Genomic DNA, 26,002 nt, shown 5'->3' with positions numbered 1-26,002 from the left:
AATAGGCAGATCACCTGTATTTTTAACAATCATAAAGGCAAAAAATGACAGAGATACAGCGCCTGCTTACCGCCACCATCGACGAGCTCAATACCCGCGAAAAGCGCGACAATCGTCCGCGCTTTAGCATCAGCTTTATTCGCAAACATCCCGGATTGTTCGTCGCCATGTACGCCGCCTGGCTGGCAACGCTTATCGTCATGCTGAAGTCTGAAACGCTGGTCGATTCCGTCTGGCTGCTGGTTGTGCTGTTCGTGGTGTTTAACGCGTTTTTCTTTTTCGACGTCAATCCGCGTTACCGGTATGAAGATATCGACGTACTCGATTTCCGCGTCTGCTACAACGGGGAGTGGTACAACACGCGTTACGTGCCGAAGGAGCTGATCGACAGCATCCTGCACTCGCCGGCTGTCGAAGCCGGGCAAAAAGAGAAGTTGCAGAAAATGGTCATCACCAAGGGCCAGCTCTCTTTTTATGATGTCTTTACCCTTTCCCGCCCCGCTGCTGTGTAATGAGCGCCTGAAGACGTCGAATACCCGGCGCAAACTGCGAAGCAGAGGTATTGCCGTAACCTAAAACCAGACCGGTTTGCCCCTGCGTCGTCTCAAGGTAGTACCCGCTCAGTGCAGCGGGTGCCAGCTGAAACGCTCTTGCCTGCTCCACCAGCCGCTGGTCGTCGATACCGTCAATTGCCAGCGCCAGGTGCATCCCTCCTTCTCCGGCAAGAACACGGTGCGGCGTATGAAGCTCTGCGCTTAGCACCTCCCGCAGCTGGCGGTATCGCTTACGATAAAGTCGGCGCATGGCGGCAAGATGTCGCGCATAGTGGCCTTCCTCAATAAATAGCGCCAGGGTGCGCTGTTCAGCGCGATGCCCGCCGCGCAGCAGCGAGCCGATGGCCGGACGCGCCGCCTTCGCCAGCGCTGGCGGTAATACCATGAACCCCATTCTGAGCGACGGAAACAGCGTTTTGCTGAACGTCCCCAGATACACAACGGGCGCATTGTTGACCATTCCCAGCATCGCCGGTACGGGCTCACCGGCATAACGGAATTCGCTGTCGTAATCGTCCTCAATGATCCACGCGCTGTGCTGCCGGGCCAGTTCCAGCAGCGCCAGACGCCGCCGCGCGCTGAGCACGCTTCCGTAAGGGAACTGATGCGATGGCGAGGTAAAAATCAGCGTGGGTGAAGGCGCACACAGCCCTTCCCAGCACATCCCCTCGTCATCAACCGGTATGCCGCTCATCGCCAGGCCGGTTTTGACGAAAGCGCTTTTAGCGCCGCTATAGCCGGGATTTTCAACCCAGGCGACATCCCCCGGCTCGCTTAACAGCATCGTGCACAGATTGACGCCCTCCAGTGCCCCTTCGGTTATCACAATCTGGCTGGCATCGCAGTCAATGCCGCGGGAGAGCGCAAGATGGCGGGCAATGGCGGCCCGTAGCGTCGGCTCGCCGGCCGGGTCGCCATACCCTAACAGGGCGCTCCCCTCCTCGCGCAGGACGCGATCGTATAACCGCCGCCACAGCGGCAAGGGGAAATAGTTGATGGCAGGCGTTCCTGGCGTAAATGCCATCACCGGAGTGTCGCGCGGCACAGGCGCGGGCAGCAGGGCAACACGTTTTGTCAGCCTGACGTCCGGGTCCGGTAATGTCCGGGCAATCGTACGATGAGCGAATTGCCCCACCCGCGTACCCTGGCGGCTACGCAGCAAATAACCTTCGAGCGTGAGCTGGTCCAGCGCCGCATTAACGGTGTTTCGGGACACCGAGATCTGCTGCGCCAGCGTTCGCGAGCCGGGCAAATGACAGCCGGACCGAAGCCTTCCGCACAGTATGGCCTCCCGCAAAGCAAGGTAGAGCGCGCGCTGGAGCGTTTCTTCCCCACGTTTTTTCAGCGCAGCATGGAGCAGGGTGTATAGCTCATCACCCGGTATATTCATCTTTACCTCCTCGTGGTACCAGCAAAACATAGCCTGGTGGTTCTTTTTAAGGAACCAGTAATTCACTAATCTGGAGATCTTTTCAACATCGTGGAAATAAAGATGAGTATATTCAATGAGTTTGGACAACCTGTAGGGGAAAGCCTTACCGACTGGCAGCCTCGCCCGCACCCGTCCCGGGTGGTACTTCAGGGTCGCTATTGTCGGCTTGAGCCGCTGCGCGTGGAGCATGCCCACGCGTTGTTCTCTGCGTATTCCCTGGCCGGAGATACCCGAAGCTGGACGTGGCTGCTGCGTGAACCCGATGCCACCGCAGAGGAGTTTGCCGAATGGGTGGCGAGCGTGAGCAAATTATCCGATCCCATCCACTTTAGCGTTATCGATAACCAGACCCAATCTCCTGTCGGGACGCTGTCCCTTATGCGGATCGATCCTAAAAACGGCGTTGTAGAAGTGGGACATGTTCACTTCTCGTCACTGTTAAGCCGCACGCCCATGTCGACAGAAGCGCAGTATCTGCTGATGCGGTACGTGTTCGATACCCTGGGCTACCGACGTTATGAATGGAAGTGCAACAGCCTGAACGAACCCTCCCGCAAAGCGGCCCTGCGTCTTGGGTTTCAGTTTGAAGGGCGTTTTCGCCAGGCGCTGGTCATTAAAGGCCGAAACCGGGACACCGACTGGTTTTCAGTTCTCGACAAAGAGTGGTCAGCGCTGGCGAGCGCGTTTGAAAGCTGGCTTGCCACCGACAATTTTACCGTCGATGGCAAACAGAAAAGATCCCTGGAAAGCTGGCGAGAAACGCGCCTCTAGCGTCTTTTTTTACGCCCCTGCACCGCCTTAAAGCGCGGGTTAGATTTGCAAATCACGTATAAGCGTCCCTTGCGTTTGACTATCTGGCAATCCGGGTGACGCTGTTTTGCACTGCGCAATGAGTTAAGCACCTGCATGATTAGCCTCGCTTCGCATCAAGAAAGCCACCAAAACGCTTGCGGAAGCGTGCCGCGCTGCCATCCGTCGAGAAGGTCTTCTGCTTCCCGGTATAAAACGGATGTGATTTAGAGGAGACATCAAGAGTAACGTAGGGATACGTTTTCCCCTCAAGCTCAATTTCACGGTCTGTCTTAATCGTTGAGCCAACTTTAAAATATTCATTAGCCGTGGTGTCGTGAAACACAACGGTGCGATAGGTTGGATGGATATTCGGTTTCATCTCTGGCCTTCATGTATTGTTATAACATAACAAAATACTATCTGAGCTTTGCTGCAAAAACAACCCCTGTGATGCACAGCCTGTTTTTGAAAGGTTTTCAAATACTGCCAGAGACTGTTACATGCTATAACTATATCATTTAGCGATAAAAAATTTTTCATCTGGCGCGCAAACTCCATGCCCTGGTCGGGCATATGGAAAGGATACAGCAGCATGCGAACCCGACATCTGGTCAGCCTGGTGACAGGCGTACTGATCTTCTCTGTGCTGGTCCCTGTGTGCCTCAGTATCTGGCTGGCGCATCGTCAGGCAGAGGCGAAATTTGTGGATGCACTGGACAGATATGCCTCGCGCGTCCTGATCCGTACCGACAGAGTCGTTGCGCAGGCAAAACAGGCGCTCACGCACCTACAGTTGTTCAACGCCCCGCCCTGCACTCCTCCGCACTTACGCGAAATGCGTCGTGTCGCGTTCTCATGGCGCTATATTCAGGAAGTGATGTATATCGATAACCTGAAGCCGCTCTGCTCCTCTCTGGAACAATCCAGTAATACGGCGATCTTACCGCCCCCGATGCGGATCACCGCAGACGGATATAGCGCGTGGCTCACCTCGCAAAACGACCTCGGCATTCACCGTTATATGGCCGTTCTGGGGAAAGGACATTATCTGGTAATGGTCGATCCGGCGTCGCTTGTGGATGTTGTCCCGTTCGGTGACATTTCGATGGATGCCGCCCTGGTGGGCAGCGAAACCCATCGGATATTTGCCAGAAGCAATATTCTCGACCCGTATATTCTTTCTGTCGTTAAGGAGCAGCAGGACGTTAAGCGCGTGCAATACAACGGCTCGATGTACGTGTTGAAACCGGTGCCAGAACTGGGGCTTACGGTTATTGCCTGGGCATCGTTAAAACCGCTCGCGGCATCCTGGCATCAGCAGCTGATCATCTGGCTACCGGCAGGCATACTGATAAGCCTGGTTGCAGCCCTTATTGTGCTTCGCATCCTCCGCCGTTTGCTGTCCCCGCGTAACCGGCTGATCGACGCGATCAACAACCGGGAGATCGAGGTTTACTATCAGCCCATTGTGGCGCTATGCAGTGGAAAACTGGTGGGTGCAGAAGCGCTGATGCGCTGGCCGCAGCCAGATGGCAGTGACCTGTCGCCTAATCTCTTTGTTCCCCTGGCGGAGCAGACGGGGCTTATTTCAACGCTGACGCAGCTGGTAGTGAATAAGGTGTTTGAGGATTTAGGTGCCTGGCTGCATCATCACCCGGAACTGCACATTTCTGTCAACCTTGCACCATCCGATTTAACGTCCCCCGAGCTGCCTCGCCTGCTGAGTCAATTGCTCAACAAATGGGGCGTCCACCCGCGCCAGATCGCCCTTGAATTGACCGAGCGCGGCTTTGCCGATCCTGCCGTCAGCGCCCCTGCCATCGCTGCGTTTCGGCGCTCCGGGCATGCCATCTACATTGATGATTTTGGTACGGGTTACTCCAGCCTGAGCTATTTGCAGGATCTTGATGTCGATACCCTGAAGATTGATAAATCCTTTGTGGACGCGCTGGAGTATAAGAACGTGACTCCCCACATCATCGAAATGGCCAAATCGCTTAAGCTGGCGATGGTCGCAGAAGGCATTGAAACTGAAGGGCAGCTCGAATGGTTGCATCGCCACGGCGTGCAGTACGGACAGGGCTGGTATTTCAGCAAGGCGCTGCCTAAAGAAGATTTCATTCGCTGGGCCGAGCACAACCTCAGGAAATAAACCCATTACGCGGTGTTACGTGCGGCCACGACAGTGGCCGCACGTTTCAGCTCAGCCGTTCTGCTGCCAGCTAAACGTGTAGCGCAGCCGACGGTTTTGCAGAATGAAGGCGGGGGCTACGCTCGGGCTCCATGAGTCGTCCCCCCCCACGCCCATGTGGAACGCATCAAGATTCAACCAGCAGCCATCCTCTTCCCGTAGCAAATGGTGATGCGTTGTCGTATGCAGTTGCTGCTGGCTGTAACGGCTCAGGGAGAAATGGAACTGTCCCTGGAAGTGATGTGAGCCAAACGTCAGCTCACGGGTGTCGCAGCGTAAACCGTTCTCCGTCGGGAAGATATACGGCGTCTGCATGGCGTCCAGCGGTAACGCCCAGCGCCCCTGCTGCGCCGCCAGTTTTCTGTCCGGATAGTTCTCCAGCGGGCCCAGCCCCAGCCAGCGCACCGTTTGCGGGATATCCGCCAGCATAACGCTCAGGCCCACGCGAGCGGGTTCAGGAATGTCAGACGCCACCGTCACCTGCACATCACCGTGCAGTAACCCGTGGTCATCAATCCGCCAGACCTTGTAGCTGATAAACAGCGCTTTACCCTGATGCTCCCAGACGTGCTGCGTGGTCACCACCACCTCACGGGCATGCTGTTCCGCTTCACACTGGATAAGGCGCGAGGATATCTCATACATCCCTGCCGCTTTCCAGCGTTCCACCCACGCGTTCGGATCGATGCGAGTCGCCTCGCTGATGCCAATGTCATTATCCAGCGGCGCGCGGGTAAAGTTATCCGTTAGCGGGGAACGGAGCGTTTCAGCGCCCGCGTTCCACCACTGGGTCAGGTTGCCGGTGAGACGGCTAAACTGCCAGCGCTGCTGCTGATGAGTGATGTCCAGCACCTCGTCCCGCACCGTTAACTGCGGAGGGGTTCCGCCTGCTTTCGGTGGCGTAAGGTACAGCGGAGCCGGGAGCGGCCACTGATCCCAGGCACAACGGTGGCCGGACGGCGACCACGGCGTGGCCTGCGGCTGAACGATCTCCACGTTGAGCCAGACCTCGCCCGGCTCAGAGACAAGTTCAGGCTGCGGGATCTCCACGCGCTGTGTCCCCTGGGGCGCAACAGAAAGGGTTATTTCGCCGGAAGCCAACACCACACCGTCACGCGCCACCGACCATCGCAGACTCTCGTTGTCAGTATGACGGAACAGATAATCGCTCTGGATATCGACGACCAGCGGAGCGGTGCTCACCAGCGTAAAGGTAAAGAACTGCTGGGCACGCTGTGCCTCGTAAAGGGCGGGATGCGGAGTGCGATCGGGAAACACCAGCCCGTTGAGGCAGAACTGACGATCGTTGGGCTTATCGCCAAAATCGCCGCCGTAGGCCCAGAATGCCGTGCCGTCTTCCGCTTTTTTCGTCAGTGCCTGATCGACCCAGTCCCAGACAAAGCCGCCCTGCAACCGGGGATGGCTGCGGAATGCCTGCCAGTAGCTGGCAAAGCCGCCAAAGCTGTTACCCATCGCGTGGGCATACTCGCACAGGATCAGCGGACGGGTTTCGTCCGGCATACCAATCCACTTTTTAATCGACCACTTTGGCACCGCCGGGAACGGCTGATCCTGATCGACGCGGGCATACATCGGGCAAATAATATCGGTTGCCGCCGTACTGGCCCCCCCGCCTTCGTACTGCACCGGCCGCGTGGGATCGGTGGTTTTCAGCCAGCGGTACAGCGCATCGTGATTCGCCCCATGCCCGGACTCATTCCCCAGGGACCAGATGATGATGGACGGATGATTCCGGTCCCGCTGCACCATACGCGTGACGCGTTCGCTCATGGCAGGCAGCCAGCGCGGATCGTCCGCCAGGCGGCTCATCGGCACCATGCCATGGGTTTCAATATTCGCCTCATCGACCACGTACAGGCCGTAGCGATCGCAAAGCGTGTACCACAGAGGGTGATTCGGATAATGCGAGCAGCGCACGGCATTGAAGTTATGCTGCTTCATCAGTTCGATGTCGCGGCGCATGGTCGCCTCATCCATCACCTGCCCCTTCTCAGGATGATGTTCATGACGGTTCACGCCGCGGATCAGCAGCGGTTTGCCGTTAAGCTTCAGCAGACCGTTGCTGATTTCGACGCGTCTGAAACCGACATCGCAGGCTTCAGTCTCCAGCATGTTGCCCTGCACATCCCGAAGCGACATGGTCAAACGATAGCGTTCCGGTGTTTCAGCGCTCCACAGCGCGGGATTGTTCACGGGTATCGCCACCGTGAGCCGCTCCGCCCAACTGCCGCGTTCGTCCACGATGGCCGATCCGGGCTGTTGCGTGATTTGCGCGCAGGCTTCGCCGTTACGCCACAGGGTAAACGCCACCTCGCATTCGGCATAGCGTAAGCCTTCCAGCGCAACGTCAACCCGGAGCAGCGCCCGATCGCATTCGGCATTCAGATCGGTCACGATCTGATAATCGGCAATCTGCGTTTCCGGCTTGTGCAGCAGCGAGACGTCACGGAAAATGCCGCTCATCCGCCACATGTCCTGATCTTCCAGGTAGCTTCCGTCGCACCAGCGTAACACCATCACCGCCAGGCGGTTCTGCCCCGGTCGCAGCACCGCGCTGAGGTCGAACTCCGCAGGCAGACGGCTGTCCTGGGAATAGCCTATCCACTGGCCGTTACACCACAGATGAAAAGCTGAATTCACCCCATCAAAGATAATGCGGGTTTGCCCGCTGAGCAGCCAGGCATCATCCATCTCAAATGTGAGCGAGTAACAACCGGTTGGGTTTTCAGCCGGTACATAGGGCGGGTTCACATTTATCGGATAGGTGACGTTGGTGTAGATGGGGGTATCGAATCCCTCCATCTGCCAGTTCGACGGCACGGGCATCTCAACGGCATCAGACAGATCGTCCGTTACCCATGCCTCGGGCACCTGCTCTGGTGCCGGGAAAAAGCTGAATCGCCAGATGCCGTTAAGCAGACGCTTGCTCAGCGAAGGCTTATCCTCCCGGGCGAGGGTTTCATCGCGCCAGCTATGAAAAGGCGCGTGTGCGGCCAGACGATTCCACTGCGTCACGCCCGGGTTTTCCCAGTCACGACGAGCCAGAATTGCGCTGAGGGTCAGCGGCAATGTGGAAGACATATCATCCTCTTTGCGAAGCGCTCACAATTTTAGTCAACATGCCATGGTAAACGGTGGCGGTAAAGACTTTGATCGTCACCAGGCGAGCACGATCACAAAAGCGCTAGCTGCGCGCCAGTTTCTCCGCCAGCAGCGCCAGCGTTCTTAGCTGTTGCGCCAGCTCTTCACGATCGGCCTGTTGTACGGCGCGCGGCGCGGTGGAATGACGAACGATCAACGTAACGGGAAGTTGTTGTTGCCAGGGTTCGGCGTGACGGGCAGTTGCCAGGAGCCACTCCACGCTGCGTTCACCGGCCTCGCGGAACGCCTGCCGAACGGTGGTCAGCGGAGGGGAAAACCACGCGCTGTCAGCCGTATCATCAAACCCGACAACCGAGATCTGCCCCGGTACCGCAACGCCTTTTTCCGCACAGGCGCGTAAAACGCCAAGCGCCATCTGATCGTTCGCCACAAGGATCGCTTCCGGCAGCTGTGCGCCCGCCAGAAGCTGATGCCCTTTCTCGTAGCCCGAGGCCGCGCTCCAGTCGCCCTGCGCTACCGCAAACGCCTCCACGCCAGCCTGAGCCAGCGTAGTTTTCCATCCCGCCAGGCGAGCCCGGGCAGAGACAGAACTTTCCGGCCCGGCGAGCAGCGCAATTCGCCGGTGCCCCAGCGAAAGCAGATGCTCCGCCCCCAGGCCAGCGCCCTGTTCAGCATTGAAAACGAGGCTGTTAACCCGAGCTGTGGGGGAAACATCAAGAAAAAGAACCGGGGTCGGCGAGGCCATTTCCTGAAGCATTTCTGCCTGAGCATCTTCCAGCGGAACGTTCACCAGCAGCGCCTCCACGCGCTGCGCCAGTAACTCCTGCAAAGCAGCCTGACACTGCGCGGGCTGCTCCACCATAGAGATGAGCACGCCAGCCCCCTGCTCCACTGCCCGGGATTTTACAGCTGAGGCGATTTGCGACGGCGCATGCAGCGCCAGATCGCTGGTCATCAGCCCCAGCGTGCGAGTGCGTTTCCCGGCCAGCTGCTGCGCGCCACGGTTAGGTACATAATGTAGCGCCGCCATGGCCTGTCGGACCTTTTCCCGCGTACGGGCAGAAACGTGTTCCGCGTCGTTAATCACCCGGGAAACGGTCTGATAAGAAACGCCCGCTACGCGGGCAACGTCATAAAGAGTGATCGCTTTCATAGATTCTGGCGTCGTAAAAGGTAGTCACTATTCTGACACAGTTACGCCATTATAGCCTGTGAGCGCTTCGCAAAATTAAGCAATCCGCTCCGGCTGCGCGGCTTTCTGCATGCGCGGTCTCTGGCGAAACCACGGCAAACAAAGCTGGATCAGCGGGCCGATGGTTAACGCATACAGCACGGTTCCGACGCCAAACGCTCCCCCGAGGAGATAGCCGACGATCAACACGGTCACCTCGATTGCGGTACGCACGCTGCGGATCGACCAGCCCAGCCGGGCGTGTATGCCGGTCATCAGACCGTCGCGCGGGCCTGCGCCAAAACCCGCGCCGATATACATTCCGGTGGCAAGGGCGTTAACCACAATGCCGGAAACCAGCAGGGTGATGCGCACGGGCAGCGAGGTGAGTTCCGGGATCAATGCCATTGACGCATCTGCCGCCAGGCCAATACAAATCACGTTACTGACCGTACCCAGCCCCGGAAGCTGACGCAGCGGGATCCATAGCAGCAGCACCGCAGCCCCGGTTAAAATCATCACCGTGCCGATGCTCATTCCGGCCTGGATGGCGACGCCAAGGTGAAAAACATTCCAGGGATCAACACCCAGATCCGAACGAATAAACATCGCGGTTGAAAGTCCGTAAAGGGCTAAACCGACATAAAGTTGTACCAGACGACGCACCATTTTCTCTTCTCCGAAGAACCAGCTTCCATCTTCGCTGAAAATGGCACTATGATTAATGTCCAGTTTTCAAATAGTGGACTGCACATGTCATCACGTCGTTTTGGAAGCCAGTCTCTGGTTCGCCTGTTAGGGCACTGGCAACAAACCTCTTCCCGCACCCCGCGGTGGCGCCAGCTGGCTGACGCGTTACGCCTGTTAATTCTGGATGGCAGGCTGGCGCTAAACACGCGCCTGCCCGGAGAGCGGGAACTGGCCGCCGCACTGGACGTCAGCCGCACCACCATCAGCAGCGCGCTGGCGCATCTGCGTGAAGAGGGTTTTCTGGAGAGCCGTCACGGCAGCGGTTCCCGGGCGATCCTGCCAGACAGCCGGGCCGTGCCCACGCTTTCCACTGCCAGCGCGGCGCTGGATCTCTCAACCGCCGCGCTCAACGCAGGGCCAGAGATCCATCAGGCCTACACCCACGCGCTGACGACCATTACGCCGAATCTGGCGCTGACCGGGTACGATCAGCTTGGGCTTCCAGCGCTGCGTGAAGCTATCGCCGCCCGCTACACCGCACGCGGTCTGCCCACCCGGGCAGACGAAGTGATGGTGGTGAACGGTGCCGTCAGCGGCTTCGCCCTGATCTTAAGAATGATGACCGGGCCCGGGGATCGCGTGGTGGTGGATCATCCCACCTACCCGCTGGCGATAGCCGCGATTCAGGGGGCGCAATGCCGGCCCGTGGGCGTCTCGCTGCCAGAAACGGGCTGGGATACCGATGGTTTTGCCGCAACGCTTGCCCAGACAGCCCCGCGTCTGGCCTATCTAATGCCGGATTTTCATAATCCGACCGGGCGCTGCATGGATGCCGCGACGCGTCAGACCATAACCGACATCGCCGCGCAAACCCGCACCACGCTGGTGGTGGATGAAACCATGGTCGATCTCTGGTTCGATGCTCCCCCGCCGCCGCCGCTGGCCGCCTTTAACCCGGAGGCCGCAGTGATTACGCTGGGTTCCGCAGGCAAAAGCTTCTGGGGTGGGCTTCGTCTCGGCTGGATCCGCGCCTCGTCCCGCACTATCGCCACGCTCGCACAGACGCGCGATACGCTGGATCTGGGCTCTCCGGTGCTGGAACAGCTGGCCACGCTGTGGCTTATCGAAAACAGTGAAACCTTCCTGCCTGCCCGGCGGGAAATGCTGGCAGAACGGCGTGACCGCTGCGGCCAGATGTTACGGGAGCATTTCCCCGAATGGCGGTTTCAGGAAGCGGAGGGAGGACTTTCATACTGGATTGAACTACCCGGCATGCTGGCGACTCAACTGGCGGCACGTGCGGAAACGACAGGCATCATTATGGGCACCGGCACGCGCTTTGGGCTTTCAGGCGCGTTTGACCGCTACCTGCGTATGCCCTTCTCACTCAATTCGCCAGAACTTGAAGAGGCATTACTGCGTATCAAACCGCTGTGGCTTGCCTTAAATAAAAGTACACCGCCAGTAAAACGGAGCCTGGTGTAAATTATTCGCCAGAAACAATAAAAACAGCTGACTGTAACGCATGCAGTCAGCTGTTTTCATGAAGAACAACTTAATGTTGAGGAGGAATCGGGAAGCCTTTCAGCGAAATAATGAAATTTTCACCTTCTTTCTTTATTTTTGCACCGGTATCACACCAGTCAGACGCAATTCGAAAGAACTCATCACTTCCTACATTCCAGCCAAGACGAACATGTTTCACATAGCCCGAACGTAACAGATTGCAGGCCTCGTTGTAATCGCTGGCAGTCGATAGTTGTTGTTTCATTTTCTCTTCTTCAGAAGTTTACGTAGTGCTTTGATTTCTTTAGGAGTAAATGGATTTACGCTCTCTTCTTCCGTATGCTGATTATCAACATCCTCTTCCGATACTCCCGCCTCTTCTACTGCTTCAAATGCCAGCAGCAGCAGTTTCTCTGTGGTCACGCTTAAATTCTCATTATTGTCTTCCGCATAGTGGCGGAGTCTTTCTTTTAGCGCTTCATCAATTTTAACGTTTAAAACCGCAGTTACCATGATTGTCACATCCTTTCGGAACACGTGTTTAATTTAATACACGAAGATAAGTTTGTTATCCAGATATATATTTTTTTACTTATGACAACAAAAAGACGCCCGATAATAAAATGACAGTCTATTATTACAGGTTTATGACATTATTATTTCAGTTCAATGAAGGATATATTGCACGAACAAAATAGACACATAATTGAGAAGGTTTATATAGGGGGAAACTTCAGAGAAGAACACAAATGGGTGGGGGCCCTGCCAGCTACATCCCGGCACCCACGTCGTCTGCCCTGGCTGCTTCCTTCCGGACCTGACCTGGTGAACAGAGTAGCGTTGCGGGAGAACCAACAGAGCCCCCATTGAGAGCGTTGATAACCAACGCGCTGGCGCATTATCCCTGTGGAGCACCTCAATTGCAAGCCGCTGGCAACTGGATGCTGGATTATTGCGCAAACTGACCCGACAATCTTCTTTATCTTCGTATAACATTACCTTTCGCTGAATTCCCGCTGGAGAAACAATGGACGAACACGACTCTTTCCCACAGCGAGTGTGGCAAATCGTGGCCTCGATTCCGGAAGGCTGTGTCACGACCTATGGGGAAGTCGCCCGACTGGCGGGCTCTCCGCGCGCAGCGCGTCAGGTTGGCGGCGTGCTAAGAAGGCTTCCGGAGGGAAGTACGTTACCATGGCACCGGGTCGTTAATCGCCATGGTGCCATTTCCCTCACCGGGCCAGACTTGCAGCGCCAGCGTCAGGCATTACTCTCAGAAGGGGTGCAGGTGTCCGGGACGGGACAGATAGATATGCAGAAGTATCGCTGGGAATACTGACGCCCTCTCCCGTCAAGATGAAGAGGGCGAAAGAAAGTTACAACTGTGTTGGCGGTGTAGGCAAGGTCGGCTGATTGGTCTGCGTTGCCACAGGCACTTCAGTCTGCTGCACCGGGACCAGGGTCAGGTCGATTTTGGTGCCCCCTTTGTTGACCGCTTCCTGCACGGTATCGGTGATAAAGACCAGCTTATCGTTGATCGTTACCGCCGCGCTCAGGAGGATACGCGCGTTAGGCTGAACGTCAGACGGGTTGTACGGCAGCACGAAGCTGAACGGCGCCTGTTTACCCTCTGTACGAACTGCACGCTGTGCAAGGACTTTAGACGGTGCATCCGCCAGAGACGCATCGGATAACGTGACCGTTAAAACCGCGTCCGGCGGCAGAGCGACTTTCTGTTTGAACCAGATGGTACCGGACACGTTAGGCTGTCGAATAGCTTGCTGTGAAAGAGTGTTAATCCCGTTTGGGGTCGCCGTTGGTACCGCTACATCGGCACTCTTATCCGCACAGGCGGACAACGCCACCGCCATTGCAACACCGCTTAACATAGGCACGAGTTTCATTGAAGTCTCCTTATCATCAATGCACCGGCGGGATCGATCCCATCCGATGTCGTTTTATTCACATAACGTAAACAAGTGTGGCACAAATCACGGATTTATGCCTAATTTTGCCCAGGTATTAAGATAATTCTACCCATCGGACCACTATCGTTTCTGCGTTATACTCAGCGTATCTTTCGCCACGGCGTTTATTGAGGACCACTATGAGTCAGGCACTGAACAATCTGCTGACATTGCTGAACCTGGAAAAAATAGAAGAAGGGCTTTTTCGCGGACAGAGCGAAGATTTAGGCTTACGCCAGGTTTTTGGGGGCCAGGTCGTGGGGCAAGCGCTATATGCCGCTAAGGAGACCGTTCCGGCAGACCGTCTGGTGCACTCATTCCACAGCTACTTTTTACGCCCCGGTGACAGCGCTAAACCGATTGTGTACGACGTGGAAGTTCTGCGTGACGGCCAAAGCTTCAGCGCTCGCCGTGTGGCGGCCATCCAGCATGGGAAACCCATCTTCTACATGACCGCCTCCTTCCAGGCGCCAGAGCCGGGCTATGAGCATCAAAAACAGATGCCGTCCGCCCCATCGCCGGACGATCTGAAATCGGAAACCGAAATTGCCCGCGCACTCGCACATCTGCTGCCGCCGCAGGTAAAAGAGAAGTTTCTGTGCGATAAACCGCTGGAGATCCGCCCGGTCGAATTTCATAACCCAATGAAGGGGCATACTGCTGAGCCCACCCGCCAGGTGTGGATCCGCGCCAACGGCAGCGTACCGGCAGACTTGCGCGTGCATCAGTATCTGCTGGGTTATGCGTCGGATTTCAACTTCCTGCCGGTTGCGCTACAACCGCACGGCGTGGGATTCCTGGAAAAAGGGATGCAGGTCGCCACGATTGACCATTCCATGTGGTTCCATCGTCCTTTCGATATGAACGAGTGGCTGCTTTACAGCGTAGAAAGTACCTCTGCGTCCAGCGCACGCGGTTTTGTTCGCGGGGAGTTTTACACCCAGGATGGTGTGCTGGTGGCTTCTACCGTGCAGGAAGGTGTGATGCGTAATCGCGGGTGAGGTAAAAAGCCCGGTCGCTACGCTTACCGGGCCTGCAAATTTCACTTTTTCAGGCCGGGTAAGGCGAAGCCACCACCCGGCAAGGCACTCAAATTATGCGTTGTACGCATTCTCGCCGTGGCTGTTGACGTCCAGACCTTCGCGCTCCTGCTCTTCCGGTACGCGCAGCCCCACGGTCATATCGGCCAGCTTGTAGCCGATAAAGGCCACAACGCCCGACCAGACAACCGTAATCGCGATACTTTCAAGCTGGACCAGCACCTGATGCATCATGGTCACGCCTTCAGCATAACCCACGCCGCCCAAAGATTGTGCAGCAAAGATACCGGTCATGATACAGCCGATAATGCCGCACACACCGTGTACGCCGAATACATCACACGGATCGTCAACGCGCAGAATACGTTTCAGTGCGGTAACGCCCCACAGCCCCGCCAGACCCGCGACGATACCGATCAGCAATGCGCCGCCCACGCCCACGTAACCGCATGCTGGCGTAATACCTACCAGACCGGCAATCGCCCCAGAACAGGCACCCAGCAGGGATGGCTTGCCGCGAACGGCCCACTCGCCAAATACCCATGAGAGGATGGCCCCGGCAGTTGCCACCACGGTATTCACGAAGGCCAGCGCGGCGATTTCGTTAGCGGCGCTGGCTGAACCTGCGTTGAAGCCGAACCAGCCAAAGTAGAGGATGGCGGTGCCGGTAAAGACCATCGGCAGGTTGTGCGGCTTAAATGCTTCTTTCCCGAAGCCCACGCGCTTGCCAATCAGGTATGCGCCTACCAGGCCGGCTACGGCGGCGTTGATGTGAACAACGGTGCCGCCCGCAAAGTCCAGAGCGCCATGGGAAGCCAACAGACCACCGCCCCAGACCATATGCGCAATCGGGACATAGGAGAGCGTCAGCCAGACCACCACGAAAATCAGTACCGCAGAGAAGCGGATACGCTCAGCCAGCGCGCCCACAATCAGCCCCACGGTGATGCACGCGAATGAGCCCTGGAACGCGACATGAATATACTGATAGAAGCTGCCCATTACCGCGGTCAGTTCGATATTTTTCAGCATCGCCCAGTTAACGTTGCCGAAGAAGGCGTTGCCCTCCCCGAAGGCCAGCGAGTAACCGTAAACCACCCACAGCACGCACACCAGCGCGAACGTGACGGCAACCTGCGTCAGCATGGAGAGTACGTTCTTGCCGCGGATCAGGCCGCCGTAAAACAGCGCGATCCCCGGAATCGTCATGAACAGCACCAGCGCGGTGCAAATCATCATAAAGGCATTATCGGCTTTGTCTGCCACAGCAGGTGCAGCCATTGCCAGGCCCGGCAGCAGTGCCAGCGAACCCAGACCTGTTTTCATTGTTGCTTTCATCATTTTCTCGATCCCTATCACTGTGTGCCAGGAGTTACTTACAACGCCGCTTCGTCAGATTCGCCGGTACGGATGCGAATGACGCGCTGTAGTTCGGCAACGAAAATTTTGCCGTCGCCAATTTTTCCGGTGTAGGCCGCTTTGCTGACGACATCAATCACCTCATCAAGCTGATCGTCGGCAATCGCCACATCAATCTTCACTTTTGGCAGGAAGTTAACGCTGTATTCCGCCCCGCGATAAAGCTCGGCATGACCTTTCTGACGCCCAAAGCCTTTCACTTCGGTGACAGTCAGTCCCTGAATACCCATGGAAGACAGCGCTTCACGCACGTCTTCGAGTTTGAATGGTTTGATTACCACCGTAACCAGCTTCATATATCCCCTCCAGTCAGAATTCGGTAATGGCCGCAGCTAACACGAGAGGTATATTGCAAAGGGTGTGCCAGAAGTGAAATGTGAGGAGGAAAGCGCCGCGGCGCGCATGCGCCGCGAAGGGGTGAAAAAAAACGCACCATGGCAGTGCAGGGTGCGTTTCAGTTTTGCACCAACGGTTAAGACTGTTAGCGCATTGCCTTGTTATGGTGCATCAGGCGCTGAGCGACTCCTCCTCGCGCACGCTGGCGGCCAGCTCGTCGCCTGCCAGCTGCAACTGATACATCTGCCAGTAGCGTCCTTTCGCCTCAAGCAGCGCTCTGTGCGTACCCCGTTCAACGGCCTGGCCACGGTGCAGCACCAGAATGGTATCGGCATCGACGATCGTTGAGAGGCGGTGAGCGATCACCACCAGCGTAGTGCGATCCCGCACGGCAGCCAGCGCCAGCTGGATCGCCTGTTCGGTACCGGAGTCGATGCTTGCGGTCGCTTCATCCAGAATCAACACCTGCGGCGTCTCAATCAGCACGCGCGCCAGCGCCAGGAGCTGCTTTTGCCCGACAGAGAGGTTATTGCCTTGCTCGCCCAGCCGGGTATTGATCCCCTCGCTTAACCCGCGCGCCAGATCTGCCAGCTGCACCGTTTCCAGCACCTCCCATACCTGCTCAGGCGTGAAAGATCGTCCCAGCGTCACGTTGGCATAAAAGGTATCCGCCAGCACTACCGGATCCTGCTGCACCATCGCGACGCCTTTACGCAACGCGTTGTGGCTAAGCGCGGAAAGAGGCCGTCCATCCAGACGGATCTCCCCCTGCGTCAACGGATAGTAGCCCATCAGCAAACTGGCGAGCGTGCTTTTGCCGCTGCCGGTATGCCCAACCAGGGCGACAAAACCGCGCGACGGTACCTCGAGGTTGATATCCTGCAAGACAAGCTGATCGTCGCGGTAGGCAAACGAGACATGATCAAACGCTATGGATCCACTTTCCAGCGGACGTTCATCATCGCCATAGGTCTGACGCGGCCTGTCCATCAGCTCAAACACACGCTCACCCGCGACTACCGCCTGTTGCAGCATCGATTGCTGCGTAGTGAGTTCAATCAGCGGTTCGTTAAGACGGCCAAGGTAACTGATAAACGCGTACAGCACTCCCACCTCAATGGTTCCGCGCGTCGTCAGGCCAAACAGCATCAACAGCCCGCACAGCACCAGCGCAGAGAAGAGGCTCAGCAGCGGGCGTAACAGGAAGCCGTCCAGACGTAACGTCTGCATCCGCGCCATATAGTGCGAACGGCTGGCTTCTCCCATCCGCTCGCCAAAACGCGCCTGCTGGCGAAACTGCTGGATAACGCTCATGCCGTTGATCACTTCGTTGAAGCCATCATTGATGTCTGCAAGGTAAGCGCGCACGCGACGAACAATCGGCGTGCTGTAGCGCTGGTAAATTACCATCACAATCAGCACCGCCGGGAAAATAGAGATCGCCACCAGCGCCATCCGCCAGTCCAGACTGAACATCGCCACCAGCATCGCGCCAATCAATGCGGCACTGCGCAGAACCGTTGCGACAACAGTCACATAAAGGTCGCGGATCACCTCGGTGTCATTGGTGACGCGCGAAATAACCTGCCCGACCGGCTGGGTATCAAACTCGCTCAGCGGCTGGCGCAGCGCGGCATCCATCACATCCGTGCGTAGCTGCTGGACCACGCCCACGGCGGCCCGGTTAAACAGCAGCGACTGCGCATAGTGCAGCCCCGCCGCCGTCAGCTGTAGCCCGACATACGCCACACCCAGCCCCGCCACCAGCCCCAGCGGCAGATAGCTTTTCGCCACCATGTTATCGATAAAATAGCTGATAAGCAGCGGACCGGTCACCTCCGCAATCGCGGCGATCCACAGTAACAGCACGGCGATGGAAAGCGGTTTGCGCCACGGTGAGCCATAGGCGAGCAGCCGTTTTAACGTCGGCCACATCTGTCCAAACTTACGCATCGGTGACCTCCTCATCCAGCGCAGCTTCAAGCTGTTGATAGCGGTACATATCCCGATACCAGCCGGCCTGCCCGGCGAGCTGTTCATGCTGACCACGTTGGGCAATATGCCCGTGCTGAAGCACCAGAATTTCACTGGCTTCGGTAAGGGCCGACAGACGGTGCGCGCTGATGATGACCGTGCGCCCCTCCCCCCACTGGCGAAGGTTATGCAGAATTTGATGCTCGGTACGTCCGTCAACCGCGGACAGCGCATCATCCAGAATCAGGATCTCAGCGTCCAGCAGCAGCGCGCGGGCAATAGAGATACGCTGTTTTTGTCCACCGGAGAGCATAACGCCCCGCTCACCCACTTCTGTGTCGTAGCCCTGCGGCAGGCGCAGAATATCCTCATGGACGCTGGCTAAGCGCGCCACATGCTCGATCTGGTCCTGTGTCGCCGTCGGGCACCCGAGCGCGATATTGTTGGCTATGGTGTCTGAAAACAAAAACGGCGTCTGGCTGACGACCGCCAGGCGGCTGCGCCAGTCATCCAGCAGCAGACGTGGCAGGGAGACGTCATGGAAACGGATATCGCCTTCGCTCACGTCAAAATGGCGCTGAATCAGTGACAGAATGGTGCTTTTACCGGAGCCCGTCGGGCCGCAGATGCCCAGCATCTGACCAGGACGCAGCGTGAAACTGACGTTTTCAAGCACCGGATGTTCCGTTTGCGGGTAGATAAAGACGCGGATATCAGCCTTCAGAACACCCGGACCTTCCGGTACCGGCTCGCTGCCATCGTTCACTACCGGCACTTCCGCCAGCATGGCGCGGATACGGCTGTAGGCGGCGCTCCCACGTTCAACGATGTTAAACATCCAGGCCAGCGCCAGCATCGGCCAAATCATCAGCCCGAGGTACATCGCAAAGCTGGTTAACTGCCCGAGGGTCATGGTGCCTCGCACCACCATCCAGCTGCCGCCGCCCACCGCCAGCAGGTTCGCCATGCCAATCGCAATATAGATTGTCGGATCAAAGCGGGCGTCTATACGCGCCACGCGCATGTTTTTCGCGCCGGTATCGGCGGCGTCGGCCGCAAACAGCGCGGACTGCCTGTCTTCCAGACCAAACGCTTTGATCATGCGGATGCTGGTCATGCTCTCCTGGGTGCGATCGTTTAACGACGAGAACGCCGCCTGCGCCAGCTTAAAGCGTTCATGGAGCTGCTCGCCGTAGCGGTTAATCGCCAGCGCCATCAGCGGCATCGGCAGCAGCGCCAGCAGCGTGAGCTCCCAGCTAATTTGCGTAGACATCACAATCAGTACCGCACAGCCCATCACCAGGGAATCCACCAGCGTTAACACCCCTTCACCGGCGGCAAACACCACACGGTCCACATCGTTAGTGGCGCGGGCGATGAGATCCCCGGTACGGTGACGCAGATAAAACTCAGGGTGCTGGCGGCTCAGCTGGCGGTAAAAGTCCTCGCGCAGCTCAACGGCAAGCTGATAGGACGCGCCGAACAGCAGCACGCGCCAGACATAACGCAGCAGGTAAACCACCACGGCCGTCAACACCAGCGTACCGACCCACATCATCACCCGTGCGGCGGTGTAATGTTGTTCCGTAACACCATCCACGACGTATCCCACCACTTTGGGCGGGATCAGTTGCAAAATGGCAATGATAATAAGCAGAGCCACCGCGCCGAGGTAGCGTTGCCACTCCCGACGAAAGTACCAGCTTAATTGGGCAAATAATCGCACGCGGTCTTTTCCTGAAGATATTTTATGAAGTTATTCAATGGGTAACGCTGTGGTGTATTTTATCTGTTCCATGGCGAAACTGGAGGTGACATCGGACAAGCCCGGTACGCTATTGACCAGCCGCTTGTAAAAATCATCGTAGCGCTTCATGTCTGCCACCTGAACGCGCATAAGATAGTCGTATTCCCCCGCCATGCGCCAGAAGCCGAGCACCTCGGGCATGTCGGAAACCTGGGTGACGAAGCGGCTGTACCATTCGCTGCTGTGATGCTGCGTTTTTATCAGGACGAAGGCGGTCAGTCCAAGCCCCAGTTTTTCGGGGTCCAGCAGCGCCACACGTCCCAGCAGAATGCCATCGTCTTCCAGCTTCTTGAGGCGCTTCCAGCACGGTGTGGTGGTCAGATTAACGGCATCTGCCAGCGCCTGCAAAGAGAGGGTGCAGTCGCTTTGCAGCAAAGAAAGCAGCTTGCGGTCAATTTTATCTAGCATATCCACCTCCCAGAGAAAATTATTCTCCTTACATTCTATTTTAAAGGCCAGATAGCAACAATTTTTTCTGTGCTTTTCGCTATGCTGGGCACAAAATGACAAACGGATAACTACGATGAATAGCACCTGGGTTAAACATGCCATCAGCGAAATAAATGCCGACTATCAGCGCTCGGCAGATACCCATTTGATCCGCCTGCCTTTGCCTGGATTTCCCGGCATTCAGCTTTACCTGAAGGATGAAAGTACCCATCCTACCGGCAGCCTGAAGCATCGCCTGGCGCGTTCACTCTTTTTATACGGTTTATGTAACGGCTGGATTAAAGAAGGCACCACGATTATTGAATCGTCGTCCGGATCAACTGCCGTCTCAGAGGCCTACTTTGCCCGCCTGCTGGGCCTGCCGTTTATCGCTGTGATGCCCTCCTGCACGGCGAAACGTAAAATTGAACAGATCGAATTTTACGGCGGACGCTGCCACTTTGTGGAAAGCGCCTGCGAAATCTATGCGGCCTCCGAAATGCTGGCCCGCGAACTAAATGGTCACTATATGGACCAGTTCACCTTCGCCGAGCGCGCCACCGACTGGCGCGGCAATAATAACATTGCGGACAGCATTTTCCGCCAGATGACCCACGAGCCGCATCCTGTCCCCTCTTACATTGTCATGAGCGCGGGCACGGGCGGAACCTCCGCCACCATCGGACGTTATATCCGCTGTCAGGGTTATGATACGCAGCTGATGGTGGTTGACCCGCAAAACTCGGTGTTCCTCGATTACTGGCAATCCCGCGATGCGAGCCTGCGCAGCCCCGTGGGGAGCAAGATCGAAGGGATTGGTCGCCCGCGCGTCGAACCCTCGTTCATTCCGGACGTTGTGGATGAAATGCTCCGCGTGCCGGATGCCGCCAGCGTCGCGACGGCGCACTGGCTGGAGACACAGCTTGGCCGTAAAGTCGGGGCTTCTACCGGCACCAATATGTGGGGCGCGCTACAGCTGGCCGCGAGGATGCGTGAAGAAGGCCGTACCGGCTCTGTCGTCACGCTGCTGTGCGACAGCGGGGAGCGCTACCTGGACACCTATTACAACGCAGAATGGGTGCAGGCCAATATTGGCGATGTTGAGCCGTGGAAAGCGCAGATTTCGCAGCTGGTGAAATAAAAAAAGCCAGGCTTTAGCCTGGCTTGCTGGAAGGGTCTCACTATTCGGGGGAATATGGGAGGTTATTTTTGTCCAGCCAATGCGTCAAAAAATGGGACACCGCTTCGTTACGACAGTGTCCGATAACCGGTAAATGCGGGAGCGCGGCGATAAGCTGCGGCATCGCGTTCCCCATAATCAGCCCACGACCTACGTTGCTCAGCATCTCGTGGTCGTTCATGGCGTCACCAAAGGCCATACAGTCCTGCATCGTCAGCCCAAGATGATCGCTCAGCACCGCCAGCGCGGATCCTTTGTTACAGCCCACCGGCAGCACTTCAAGACAGTCCACCGCCGAGAAGGTCAGGTGCGCCCGTTCGCCCAGCGCCTCGTTAAGCTGAATACGCAGACGGCAGAGATCGTCGTGATCGCCACAGAAGCAGATCTTGGTCACCTTGTGTGCCGGAATGCGGCGCAAATCGATAAGCTGATATTTAAAGCCGCTGTAAACGTGTGCGTGCAGCAAGGCCGGGATCTCACGCCCGGTAAACCAGCCTTCATCATTAAAAACATGCACGCTGGCCTGCGTATCCCAGGTGCTGTGCAGGACAATGTCCGCCACCTCCGGATTCAGATCCTGACGGTGCAGCACATCGCCGTCGACGGAGTGAATGCGCGTTCCGTTGCCGGTGATCAAGAACGCATCGAGGGCAAATGTCCCCAGCAGATGGCGCATCTCCAGCACATGACGACCAGTAGCAAACGTCAGGGTAACTTCACGCTCGCGCAGGCGCTTAAGAGTGTTCAGGGTTTTCTCCCCTAAACGGTGATCCGGCATTAACAGCGTGCCGTCCATATCAAATGCAGCGAGCCGAGCCATGATTACTCCCGAAATGTGATGCGGTTAACTTGTGCATCAGTTTTACGTGGGATATACGGAAGTAATAGTGAATAGATGATAATTATTGTTCCGGGTTTTCATGCGCCAGCTTAACCGTCTTAACCAGTATCAGCGTCTGTGGCACCCGTCTGCCGGCGCACCGCAGCAGGTGACCATCAGTGAACTTGCCAGCCGCTGCTTTTGCAGCGAGCGACATGTTCGCACCCTGCTGCGCCAGGCGCAGGAGGCGGGCTGGCTAAGCTGGCACGCCCGCTCCGGACGAGGTAAGCGTGGGGAATTACGCTTTCACGTCACCCCGGATTCGTTGCGTAATACGATGATGGAAGAGGCCCTGAAAAGTGGACAGCAGCACAACGCGCTGGAGCTGGCCCAGCTCGCGCCTGAAGATTTGCGATCGCTGCTGCATCCGTTTATGGGCGGGCAGTGGCAGAACGATACGCCGACGCTGCGTATTCCCTACTATCGCTCGCTGGAGCCGCTTCAGCCGGGGTTTCTCCCTGGCCGGGCGGAGCAGCATCTGGCGGGACAGGTATTCTCTGGTTTGACGCGTTTTAATGGTAACAGCAGTGAACCCACGGGCGATCTGGCGCATCACTGGGAAGTCTCCGCTGACGGCCTGTGCTGGCATTTCTACATTCGCTCCACTCTGCACTGGCATAACGGCGATAAAATAGAGACGGCACAGCTCCGGCAAAGCCTGACGGCGCTGTTATCGCAGCCCGGCATGGGCACGCTGTTCCGCAGCGTCTTACGTATCGAAACCACGCACCCGCAGTGCCTGACGTTTATTCTCCATCAACCTGACTACTGGCTGGCGCACAGGCTGGCAACCTACTGTAGCCGTCTGGCGCATCCCGATTACCCTGTGGTGGGCAGCGGTCCCTTTCGGCTGAGCGTTTTTGAGCCTGAACTGGTGCGTCTGGAAAGCCACGAGCAGTATCATCTTGGCCATCCGTTGCTTAAGGCTATCGAGTACTGGATCACGCCCCAGCTTTTTGACTACAGTCTGGGCACCAGCTGTCGCCACCCGGTGCAAATCGCCATTGGCGAGGCCGACGAGCTGGCCAGCCTGCGGCTGGTGAGTAACAGCACCAGTCTGGGCTTCTGCTACCTCACGCTGAAACAGAGTCCACGTCTGAGCGAACTTCAGGCAAAGCGGCTGATTAATATCATTCATCTCTCAACGCTGCTGCACACGCTTCCCCTGAACGAAGGGCTCATCACTCCTTCCGAGGAACTGCTTCCCGGCTGGGCGATCCCCCAATGGCCTGATTTAACCGACGTTGCGCTGCCAGAGGCATTGACGCTGGTCTACCACCTGCCGGTTGAGCTTCACACCATGGCCAGCCAGTTAAAAGCATACCTTGCGCGGCAGGGTTGTGAACTGACCGTCATCTTTCATGACGCCAAAACGTGGGACGGGTGCCAGCAGCTTGCCGATGCAGACATCATGATGGGAGACAGACTGATTGGCGAAGCGCCGGCGTACACGCTTGAGCAGTGGCTCCGCTGCGATGCGCTCTGGCCGCATCTGCTGAGCGCACCGGCATTCGCCCATTTGCAGGCCACGCTGGATGCGGTGCAGTCGCAGGCCGACGAGCGTGACCGACACGCAGGACTTCAGGCTATATTCAGCCGGTTAATGGAGACAGCCGTCCTGACGCCGCTCTTTAACTACCAGTATCAAATCAGCGCGCCTCCGGGCGTCAACGGCATACGCCTTAACACTCGCGGCTGGTTTGACTTCACCGAAGCCTGGCTTCCTCCACCAAACGCGTGAAGAAGCTGGTCGCCGCTTTAGCCAGGCGTTAACATGACGCTTTTACTGTAACTGTCGAGATGATCTATGAAACGTGCCGTCGTCGTGTTCAGCGGAGGACAAGATTCCACCACCTGCCTGATTCAGGCGCTTCACCAGTATGATGAAGTGCACTGCGTCACTTTTGATTATGGTCAGCGTCATCGCGCTGAAATCGATGTCGCTCGTGAACTGGCTCTCAAACTGGGCGCCCGCGCTCATAAAGTGCTGGACGTGACGCTGTTAAATGAACTGGCCGTCAGCAGCCTCACCCGCGACAGCATTCCGGTGCCTGATTACGAACCGGATGCCAGCGGCATTCCGAACACCTTCGTACCGGGCCGCAACATTCTCTTCCTGACCCTGACGGCGATCTATGCCTACCAGGTGAAAGCCGAAGCGGTGATCACGGGCGTGTGTGAGACCGACTTCTCTGGCTACCCGGACTGCCGGGATGAATTCGTGAAAGCACTCAATCACGCCGTCGATCTGGGAATGGCAAAAGAGACCCGCTTCGAAACGCCGCTGATGTGGCTGGATAAAGCCGAAACCTGGGCGCTGGCCGACTACTGGGGCAAGGTGGATGTCGTTCGCAACGAGACCCTGACCTGCTACAACGGCATTAAAGGGGACGGCTGCGGGCAGTGTGCCGCCTGTAACCTGCGCGCGAACGGTCTGAATCATTATCTTGCGGATAAAGCGGGCGTGATGGCCGCGATGCAGAAAAAGACCGGTCTGAAATAAGGGCTAACTGTCCGCGCTGTCGTACAACAGGAGTCGACAGCGCGGGCATTCCTGAATATTACTTATGCGATCATCAGCTCCAGCTTTTCGCGCAACTCCCCTTCCAGCGGCAACGCTTTCTGGGTTTTGAGATCGATACAGACAAAGGTGATCAGCGCATCGGCCACCACCTGCCCTTCTGGCTCAAGCGTGACGACCTGGCTCAATACACCACTTTTGCCATTCAGTTGTTGGACCTCACTGGTCACGGTGAGCACATCCCCCAGCACAGCCGGGCGGCGGTAGTTAATGTTGATGTTGACGACCACAAACGCGATGTTGTGTGCGGTCAGCCACTGGAAGCTTTCGCTGTTCTCCAGGCCATCCCAGCGCGCCTCTTCAAGAAATTCAAGGTAGCGGGCGTTATTGACGTGCTGGTAAACATCGAGGTGATAACCACGGACTTTGATTTGTGTCTGCATAGCGCAATAGCCTTTCGTTGTTATAGGTTCAGAGGTCATAACTGGTATGACCTCTTTATCCTGGCAAATTTTTGCCGCAGTGCAAGTGATTACGCGATTACAGCGTCAGGTGTGCGAGATTGCGCTCAACCAGCGCGCTGCCCATACCCGGCACCTGCTTGAGATCGTCAAGGGTTTTGAAAGGACCGTACTCCTCGCGGTAGCTAACAATGGCCTGGGCTTTTTTAAGTCCCACACCGTTCATCACGCGCGCGAGCTCTTCTGCCGATGCCGAATTGATGCTGACTCGCGTACCGTCATCCTCTGCACTTTTACCGGCATCAGTCGCTTTTGATTGCGTATAAGCCTGCGCAGCTGAGTCTGTTTTGGTCTGTGCAGCCTGCGCTTTAGCCGAGGGCGACGCCGCCAGCGCGCCCGCACTCATCCCGGAAGTGGCAATAGCCAGTGTAATTAACAGTGCTTTGATTCCACATTTCATGCTGTTTTCTCCTTGTTTGTTGACAGCCACGCCACGATAGCCGTACGAGAAAACAGGGACAAACAGCAG

The 26,002-nt window shown here is 56.9% G+C and carries 26 protein-coding genes and 1 other RNA gene; 9 read left to right on the top strand and 18 right to left on the bottom strand.

The genetic code is table 11. The features are described from left to right. The first annotated feature begins 44 nt into the window (after positions 1-44). Positions 45-512: a YlaC family protein gene (locus L3069_RS05120; protein WP_022647269.1), complete on the top strand. Its 468-nt coding sequence runs from the start codon at positions 45-47 to the stop codon at positions 510-512. Here L3069_RS05120 and L3069_RS05115 read toward each other — a convergent pair. Beyond that, positions 484-1,944, bottom strand: coding sequence for a PLP-dependent aminotransferase family protein (locus L3069_RS05115; protein WP_038415532.1), 1,461 nt, complete (start codon positions 1,942-1,944; stop codon positions 484-486). The genes L3069_RS05120 and L3069_RS05115 overlap by 29 nt on opposite strands. Before the next feature lie 102 nt (positions 1,945-2,046). On the opposite strand from L3069_RS05115, the gene L3069_RS05110 reads away from it, so the two are divergent. Beyond that, positions 2,047-2,757 carry a GNAT family N-acetyltransferase gene (locus tag L3069_RS05110; RefSeq protein ID WP_038415530.1) on the top strand — a complete coding sequence of 237 codons (711 nt, stop codon included), beginning with the start codon at positions 2,047-2,049 and terminating at the stop codon, positions 2,755-2,757. Here the strand turns inward: L3069_RS05110 and ykgO are convergent. Both ykgO and L3069_RS05100 read right to left on the bottom strand, forming a co-directional pair. Then, entirely contained in the window at positions 2,754-2,894 is a 141-nt protein-coding gene (gene ykgO, locus L3069_RS05105; RefSeq protein WP_003859006.1) for a type B 50S ribosomal protein L36, read from the bottom strand. The genes L3069_RS05110 and ykgO overlap by 4 nt on opposite strands. Before the next feature lie 2 nt (positions 2,895-2,896). Continuing rightward, on the bottom strand, positions 2,897-3,157 hold the full coding sequence (locus L3069_RS05100) for a type B 50S ribosomal protein L31 (RefSeq protein WP_015571255.1): 261 nt from the start codon (positions 3,155-3,157) through the stop codon (positions 2,897-2,899). A gap of 213 nt (positions 3,158-3,370) precedes the next feature. Here L3069_RS05100 and L3069_RS05095 point away from each other — a divergent pair, with 213 nt between their 5' ends. Further along, positions 3,371-4,930 (top strand): EAL domain-containing protein, encoded by a 1,560-nt coding sequence (locus L3069_RS05095; RefSeq protein ID WP_038415524.1) that lies wholly within the window; start codon positions 3,371-3,373, stop codon positions 4,928-4,930. 51 nt (positions 4,931-4,981) lie between these two features. On the opposite strand, the gene L3069_RS05090 is transcribed toward L3069_RS05095, so the two are convergent. The 3 genes from L3069_RS05090 to L3069_RS05080 form a co-directional block, all read right to left on the bottom strand. Then, positions 4,982-8,071 (bottom strand): beta-galactosidase, encoded by a 3,090-nt coding sequence (locus L3069_RS05090; protein ID WP_038415522.1) that lies wholly within the window; start codon positions 8,069-8,071, stop codon positions 4,982-4,984. 103 nt (positions 8,072-8,174) lie between these two features. Continuing rightward, a complete protein-coding gene (locus L3069_RS05085) occupies positions 8,175-9,245 on the bottom strand; it encodes a LacI family DNA-binding transcriptional regulator (protein ID WP_022647264.1) in 1,071 nt (356 codons plus the stop codon). Positions 9,246-9,320: 75 nt separating this feature from the next. Continuing rightward, positions 9,321-9,932, bottom strand: a complete 612-nt coding sequence (locus L3069_RS05080) for a YitT family protein (RefSeq protein ID WP_022647263.1) — start codon at positions 9,930-9,932, stop codon at positions 9,321-9,323. Positions 9,933-10,016: 84 nt separating this feature from the next. On the opposite strand from L3069_RS05080, the gene L3069_RS05075 reads away from it, so the two are divergent. Continuing rightward, positions 10,017-11,438 (top strand): PLP-dependent aminotransferase family protein, encoded by a 1,422-nt coding sequence (locus L3069_RS05075; RefSeq protein WP_022647262.1) that lies wholly within the window; start codon positions 10,017-10,019, stop codon positions 11,436-11,438. Positions 11,439-11,508: 70 nt separating this feature from the next. Here the strand turns inward: L3069_RS05075 and L3069_RS05070 are convergent, their stop codons facing one another. The 3 genes from L3069_RS05070 to ffs form a co-directional block, all read right to left on the bottom strand. Further along, on the bottom strand, positions 11,509-11,724 hold the full coding sequence (locus tag L3069_RS05070; RefSeq protein ID WP_006809861.1) for a hypothetical protein: 216 nt from the start codon (positions 11,722-11,724) through the stop codon (positions 11,509-11,511). Continuing rightward, positions 11,721-11,972, bottom strand: coding sequence for a hypothetical protein (locus L3069_RS05065; protein ID WP_022647261.1), 252 nt, complete (start codon positions 11,970-11,972; stop codon positions 11,721-11,723). The genes L3069_RS05070 and L3069_RS05065 overlap by 4 nt, the downstream gene beginning before the upstream one ends. A gap of 247 nt (positions 11,973-12,219) precedes the next feature. Then, positions 12,220-12,316, bottom strand: an RNA gene (ffs, locus tag L3069_RS05060) — signal recognition particle sRNA small type. Positions 12,317-12,486: 170 nt separating this feature from the next. Between ffs and L3069_RS05055 the strand changes: the two genes are divergently transcribed. Continuing rightward, positions 12,487-12,798, top strand: coding sequence for an MGMT family protein (locus tag L3069_RS05055; protein WP_022647260.1), 312 nt, complete (start codon positions 12,487-12,489; stop codon positions 12,796-12,798). Positions 12,799-12,835: 37 nt separating this feature from the next. Here L3069_RS05055 and L3069_RS05050 read toward each other — a convergent pair whose 3' ends face one another. Further along, positions 12,836-13,363 (bottom strand): YbaY family lipoprotein, encoded by a 528-nt coding sequence (locus L3069_RS05050; protein ID WP_038415520.1) that lies wholly within the window; start codon positions 13,361-13,363, stop codon positions 12,836-12,838. A gap of 203 nt (positions 13,364-13,566) precedes the next feature. Between L3069_RS05050 and tesB the strand changes: the two genes are divergently transcribed. Beyond that, positions 13,567-14,427 (top strand): acyl-CoA thioesterase II, encoded by an 861-nt coding sequence (tesB, locus tag L3069_RS05045; protein ID WP_022647258.1) that lies wholly within the window; start codon positions 13,567-13,569, stop codon positions 14,425-14,427. A gap of 93 nt (positions 14,428-14,520) precedes the next feature. Here the strand turns inward: tesB and amtB are convergent, their stop codons facing one another. The 5 genes from amtB to L3069_RS05020 all read right to left on the bottom strand — a co-directional run bounded on the left by amtB (position 14,521) and on the right by L3069_RS05020 (position 20,410). Further along, the gene (amtB, locus tag L3069_RS05040) at positions 14,521-15,807 is read right to left on the bottom strand and encodes an ammonium transporter AmtB (RefSeq protein ID WP_022647257.1); all 1,287 of its coding nucleotides are present in this window, start codon (positions 15,805-15,807) and stop codon (positions 14,521-14,523) included. Positions 15,808-15,842: 35 nt separating this feature from the next. After that, positions 15,843-16,181, bottom strand: coding sequence for a P-II family nitrogen regulator (glnK, locus tag L3069_RS05035; protein WP_006809867.1), 339 nt, complete (start codon positions 16,179-16,181; stop codon positions 15,843-15,845). A 211-nt stretch (positions 16,182-16,392) separates the two neighbouring features. Then, positions 16,393-18,174, bottom strand: a complete 1,782-nt coding sequence (locus L3069_RS05030) for a SmdB family multidrug efflux ABC transporter permease/ATP-binding protein (protein ID WP_038415518.1) — start codon at positions 18,172-18,174, stop codon at positions 16,393-16,395. After that, positions 18,167-19,921, bottom strand: coding sequence for a SmdA family multidrug ABC transporter permease/ATP-binding protein (locus tag L3069_RS05025; RefSeq protein WP_023305589.1), 1,755 nt, complete (start codon positions 19,919-19,921; stop codon positions 18,167-18,169). The genes L3069_RS05030 and L3069_RS05025 overlap by 8 nt, the downstream gene beginning before the upstream one ends. A 30-nt stretch (positions 19,922-19,951) precedes the next feature. After that, on the bottom strand, positions 19,952-20,410 hold the full coding sequence (locus tag L3069_RS05020; protein WP_022647254.1) for an Lrp/AsnC family transcriptional regulator: 459 nt from the start codon (positions 20,408-20,410) through the stop codon (positions 19,952-19,954). 115 nt (positions 20,411-20,525) lie between these two features. Here L3069_RS05020 and L3069_RS05015 point away from each other — a divergent pair, with 115 nt between their 5' ends. Then, on the top strand, positions 20,526-21,572 hold the full coding sequence (locus L3069_RS05015; RefSeq protein ID WP_038415516.1) for a PLP-dependent cysteine synthase family protein: 1,047 nt from the start codon (positions 20,526-20,528) through the stop codon (positions 21,570-21,572). Between the two features lie 40 nt (positions 21,573-21,612). Here the strand turns inward: L3069_RS05015 and cof are convergent, their stop codons facing one another. Then, positions 21,613-22,431: an HMP-PP phosphatase gene (gene cof, locus L3069_RS05010; RefSeq protein ID WP_003859037.1), complete on the bottom strand. Its 819-nt coding sequence runs from the start codon at positions 22,429-22,431 to the stop codon at positions 21,613-21,615. A gap of 100 nt (positions 22,432-22,531) precedes the next feature. Between cof and L3069_RS05005 the strand changes: the two genes are divergently transcribed. Both L3069_RS05005 and queC read left to right on the top strand, forming a co-directional pair. Continuing rightward, the gene (locus L3069_RS05005; protein ID WP_038415514.1) at positions 22,532-24,232 is read left to right on the top strand and encodes an SgrR family transcriptional regulator; all 1,701 of its coding nucleotides are present in this window, start codon (positions 22,532-22,534) and stop codon (positions 24,230-24,232) included. Positions 24,233-24,298: 66 nt separating this feature from the next. Then, positions 24,299-24,994: a 7-cyano-7-deazaguanine synthase QueC gene (gene queC / locus L3069_RS05000; protein ID WP_038415512.1), complete on the top strand. Its 696-nt coding sequence runs from the start codon at positions 24,299-24,301 to the stop codon at positions 24,992-24,994. 62 nt (positions 24,995-25,056) lie between these two features. Here the strand turns inward: queC and L3069_RS04995 are convergent, their stop codons facing one another. Both L3069_RS04995 and L3069_RS04990 read right to left on the bottom strand, forming a co-directional pair. Beyond that, positions 25,057-25,455, bottom strand: coding sequence for a YbgC/FadM family acyl-CoA thioesterase (locus L3069_RS04995; protein ID WP_017694410.1), 399 nt, complete (start codon positions 25,453-25,455; stop codon positions 25,057-25,059). 97 nt (positions 25,456-25,552) lie between these two features. Next, a complete protein-coding gene (locus L3069_RS04990; protein WP_038415510.1) occupies positions 25,553-25,933 on the bottom strand; it encodes a helix-hairpin-helix domain-containing protein in 381 nt (126 codons plus the stop codon). Positions 25,934-26,002 lie beyond the last annotated feature (69 nt).

The sequence above is a fragment of the Enterobacter cloacae complex sp. ECL411 genome (genome assembly GCF_021869665.1).
Taxonomy (GTDB): Bacteria; Pseudomonadota; Gammaproteobacteria; order Enterobacterales; family Enterobacteriaceae; genus Enterobacter; species Enterobacter intestinihominis.
This window is presented reverse-complemented; position numbering and strand designations above follow the sequence as displayed.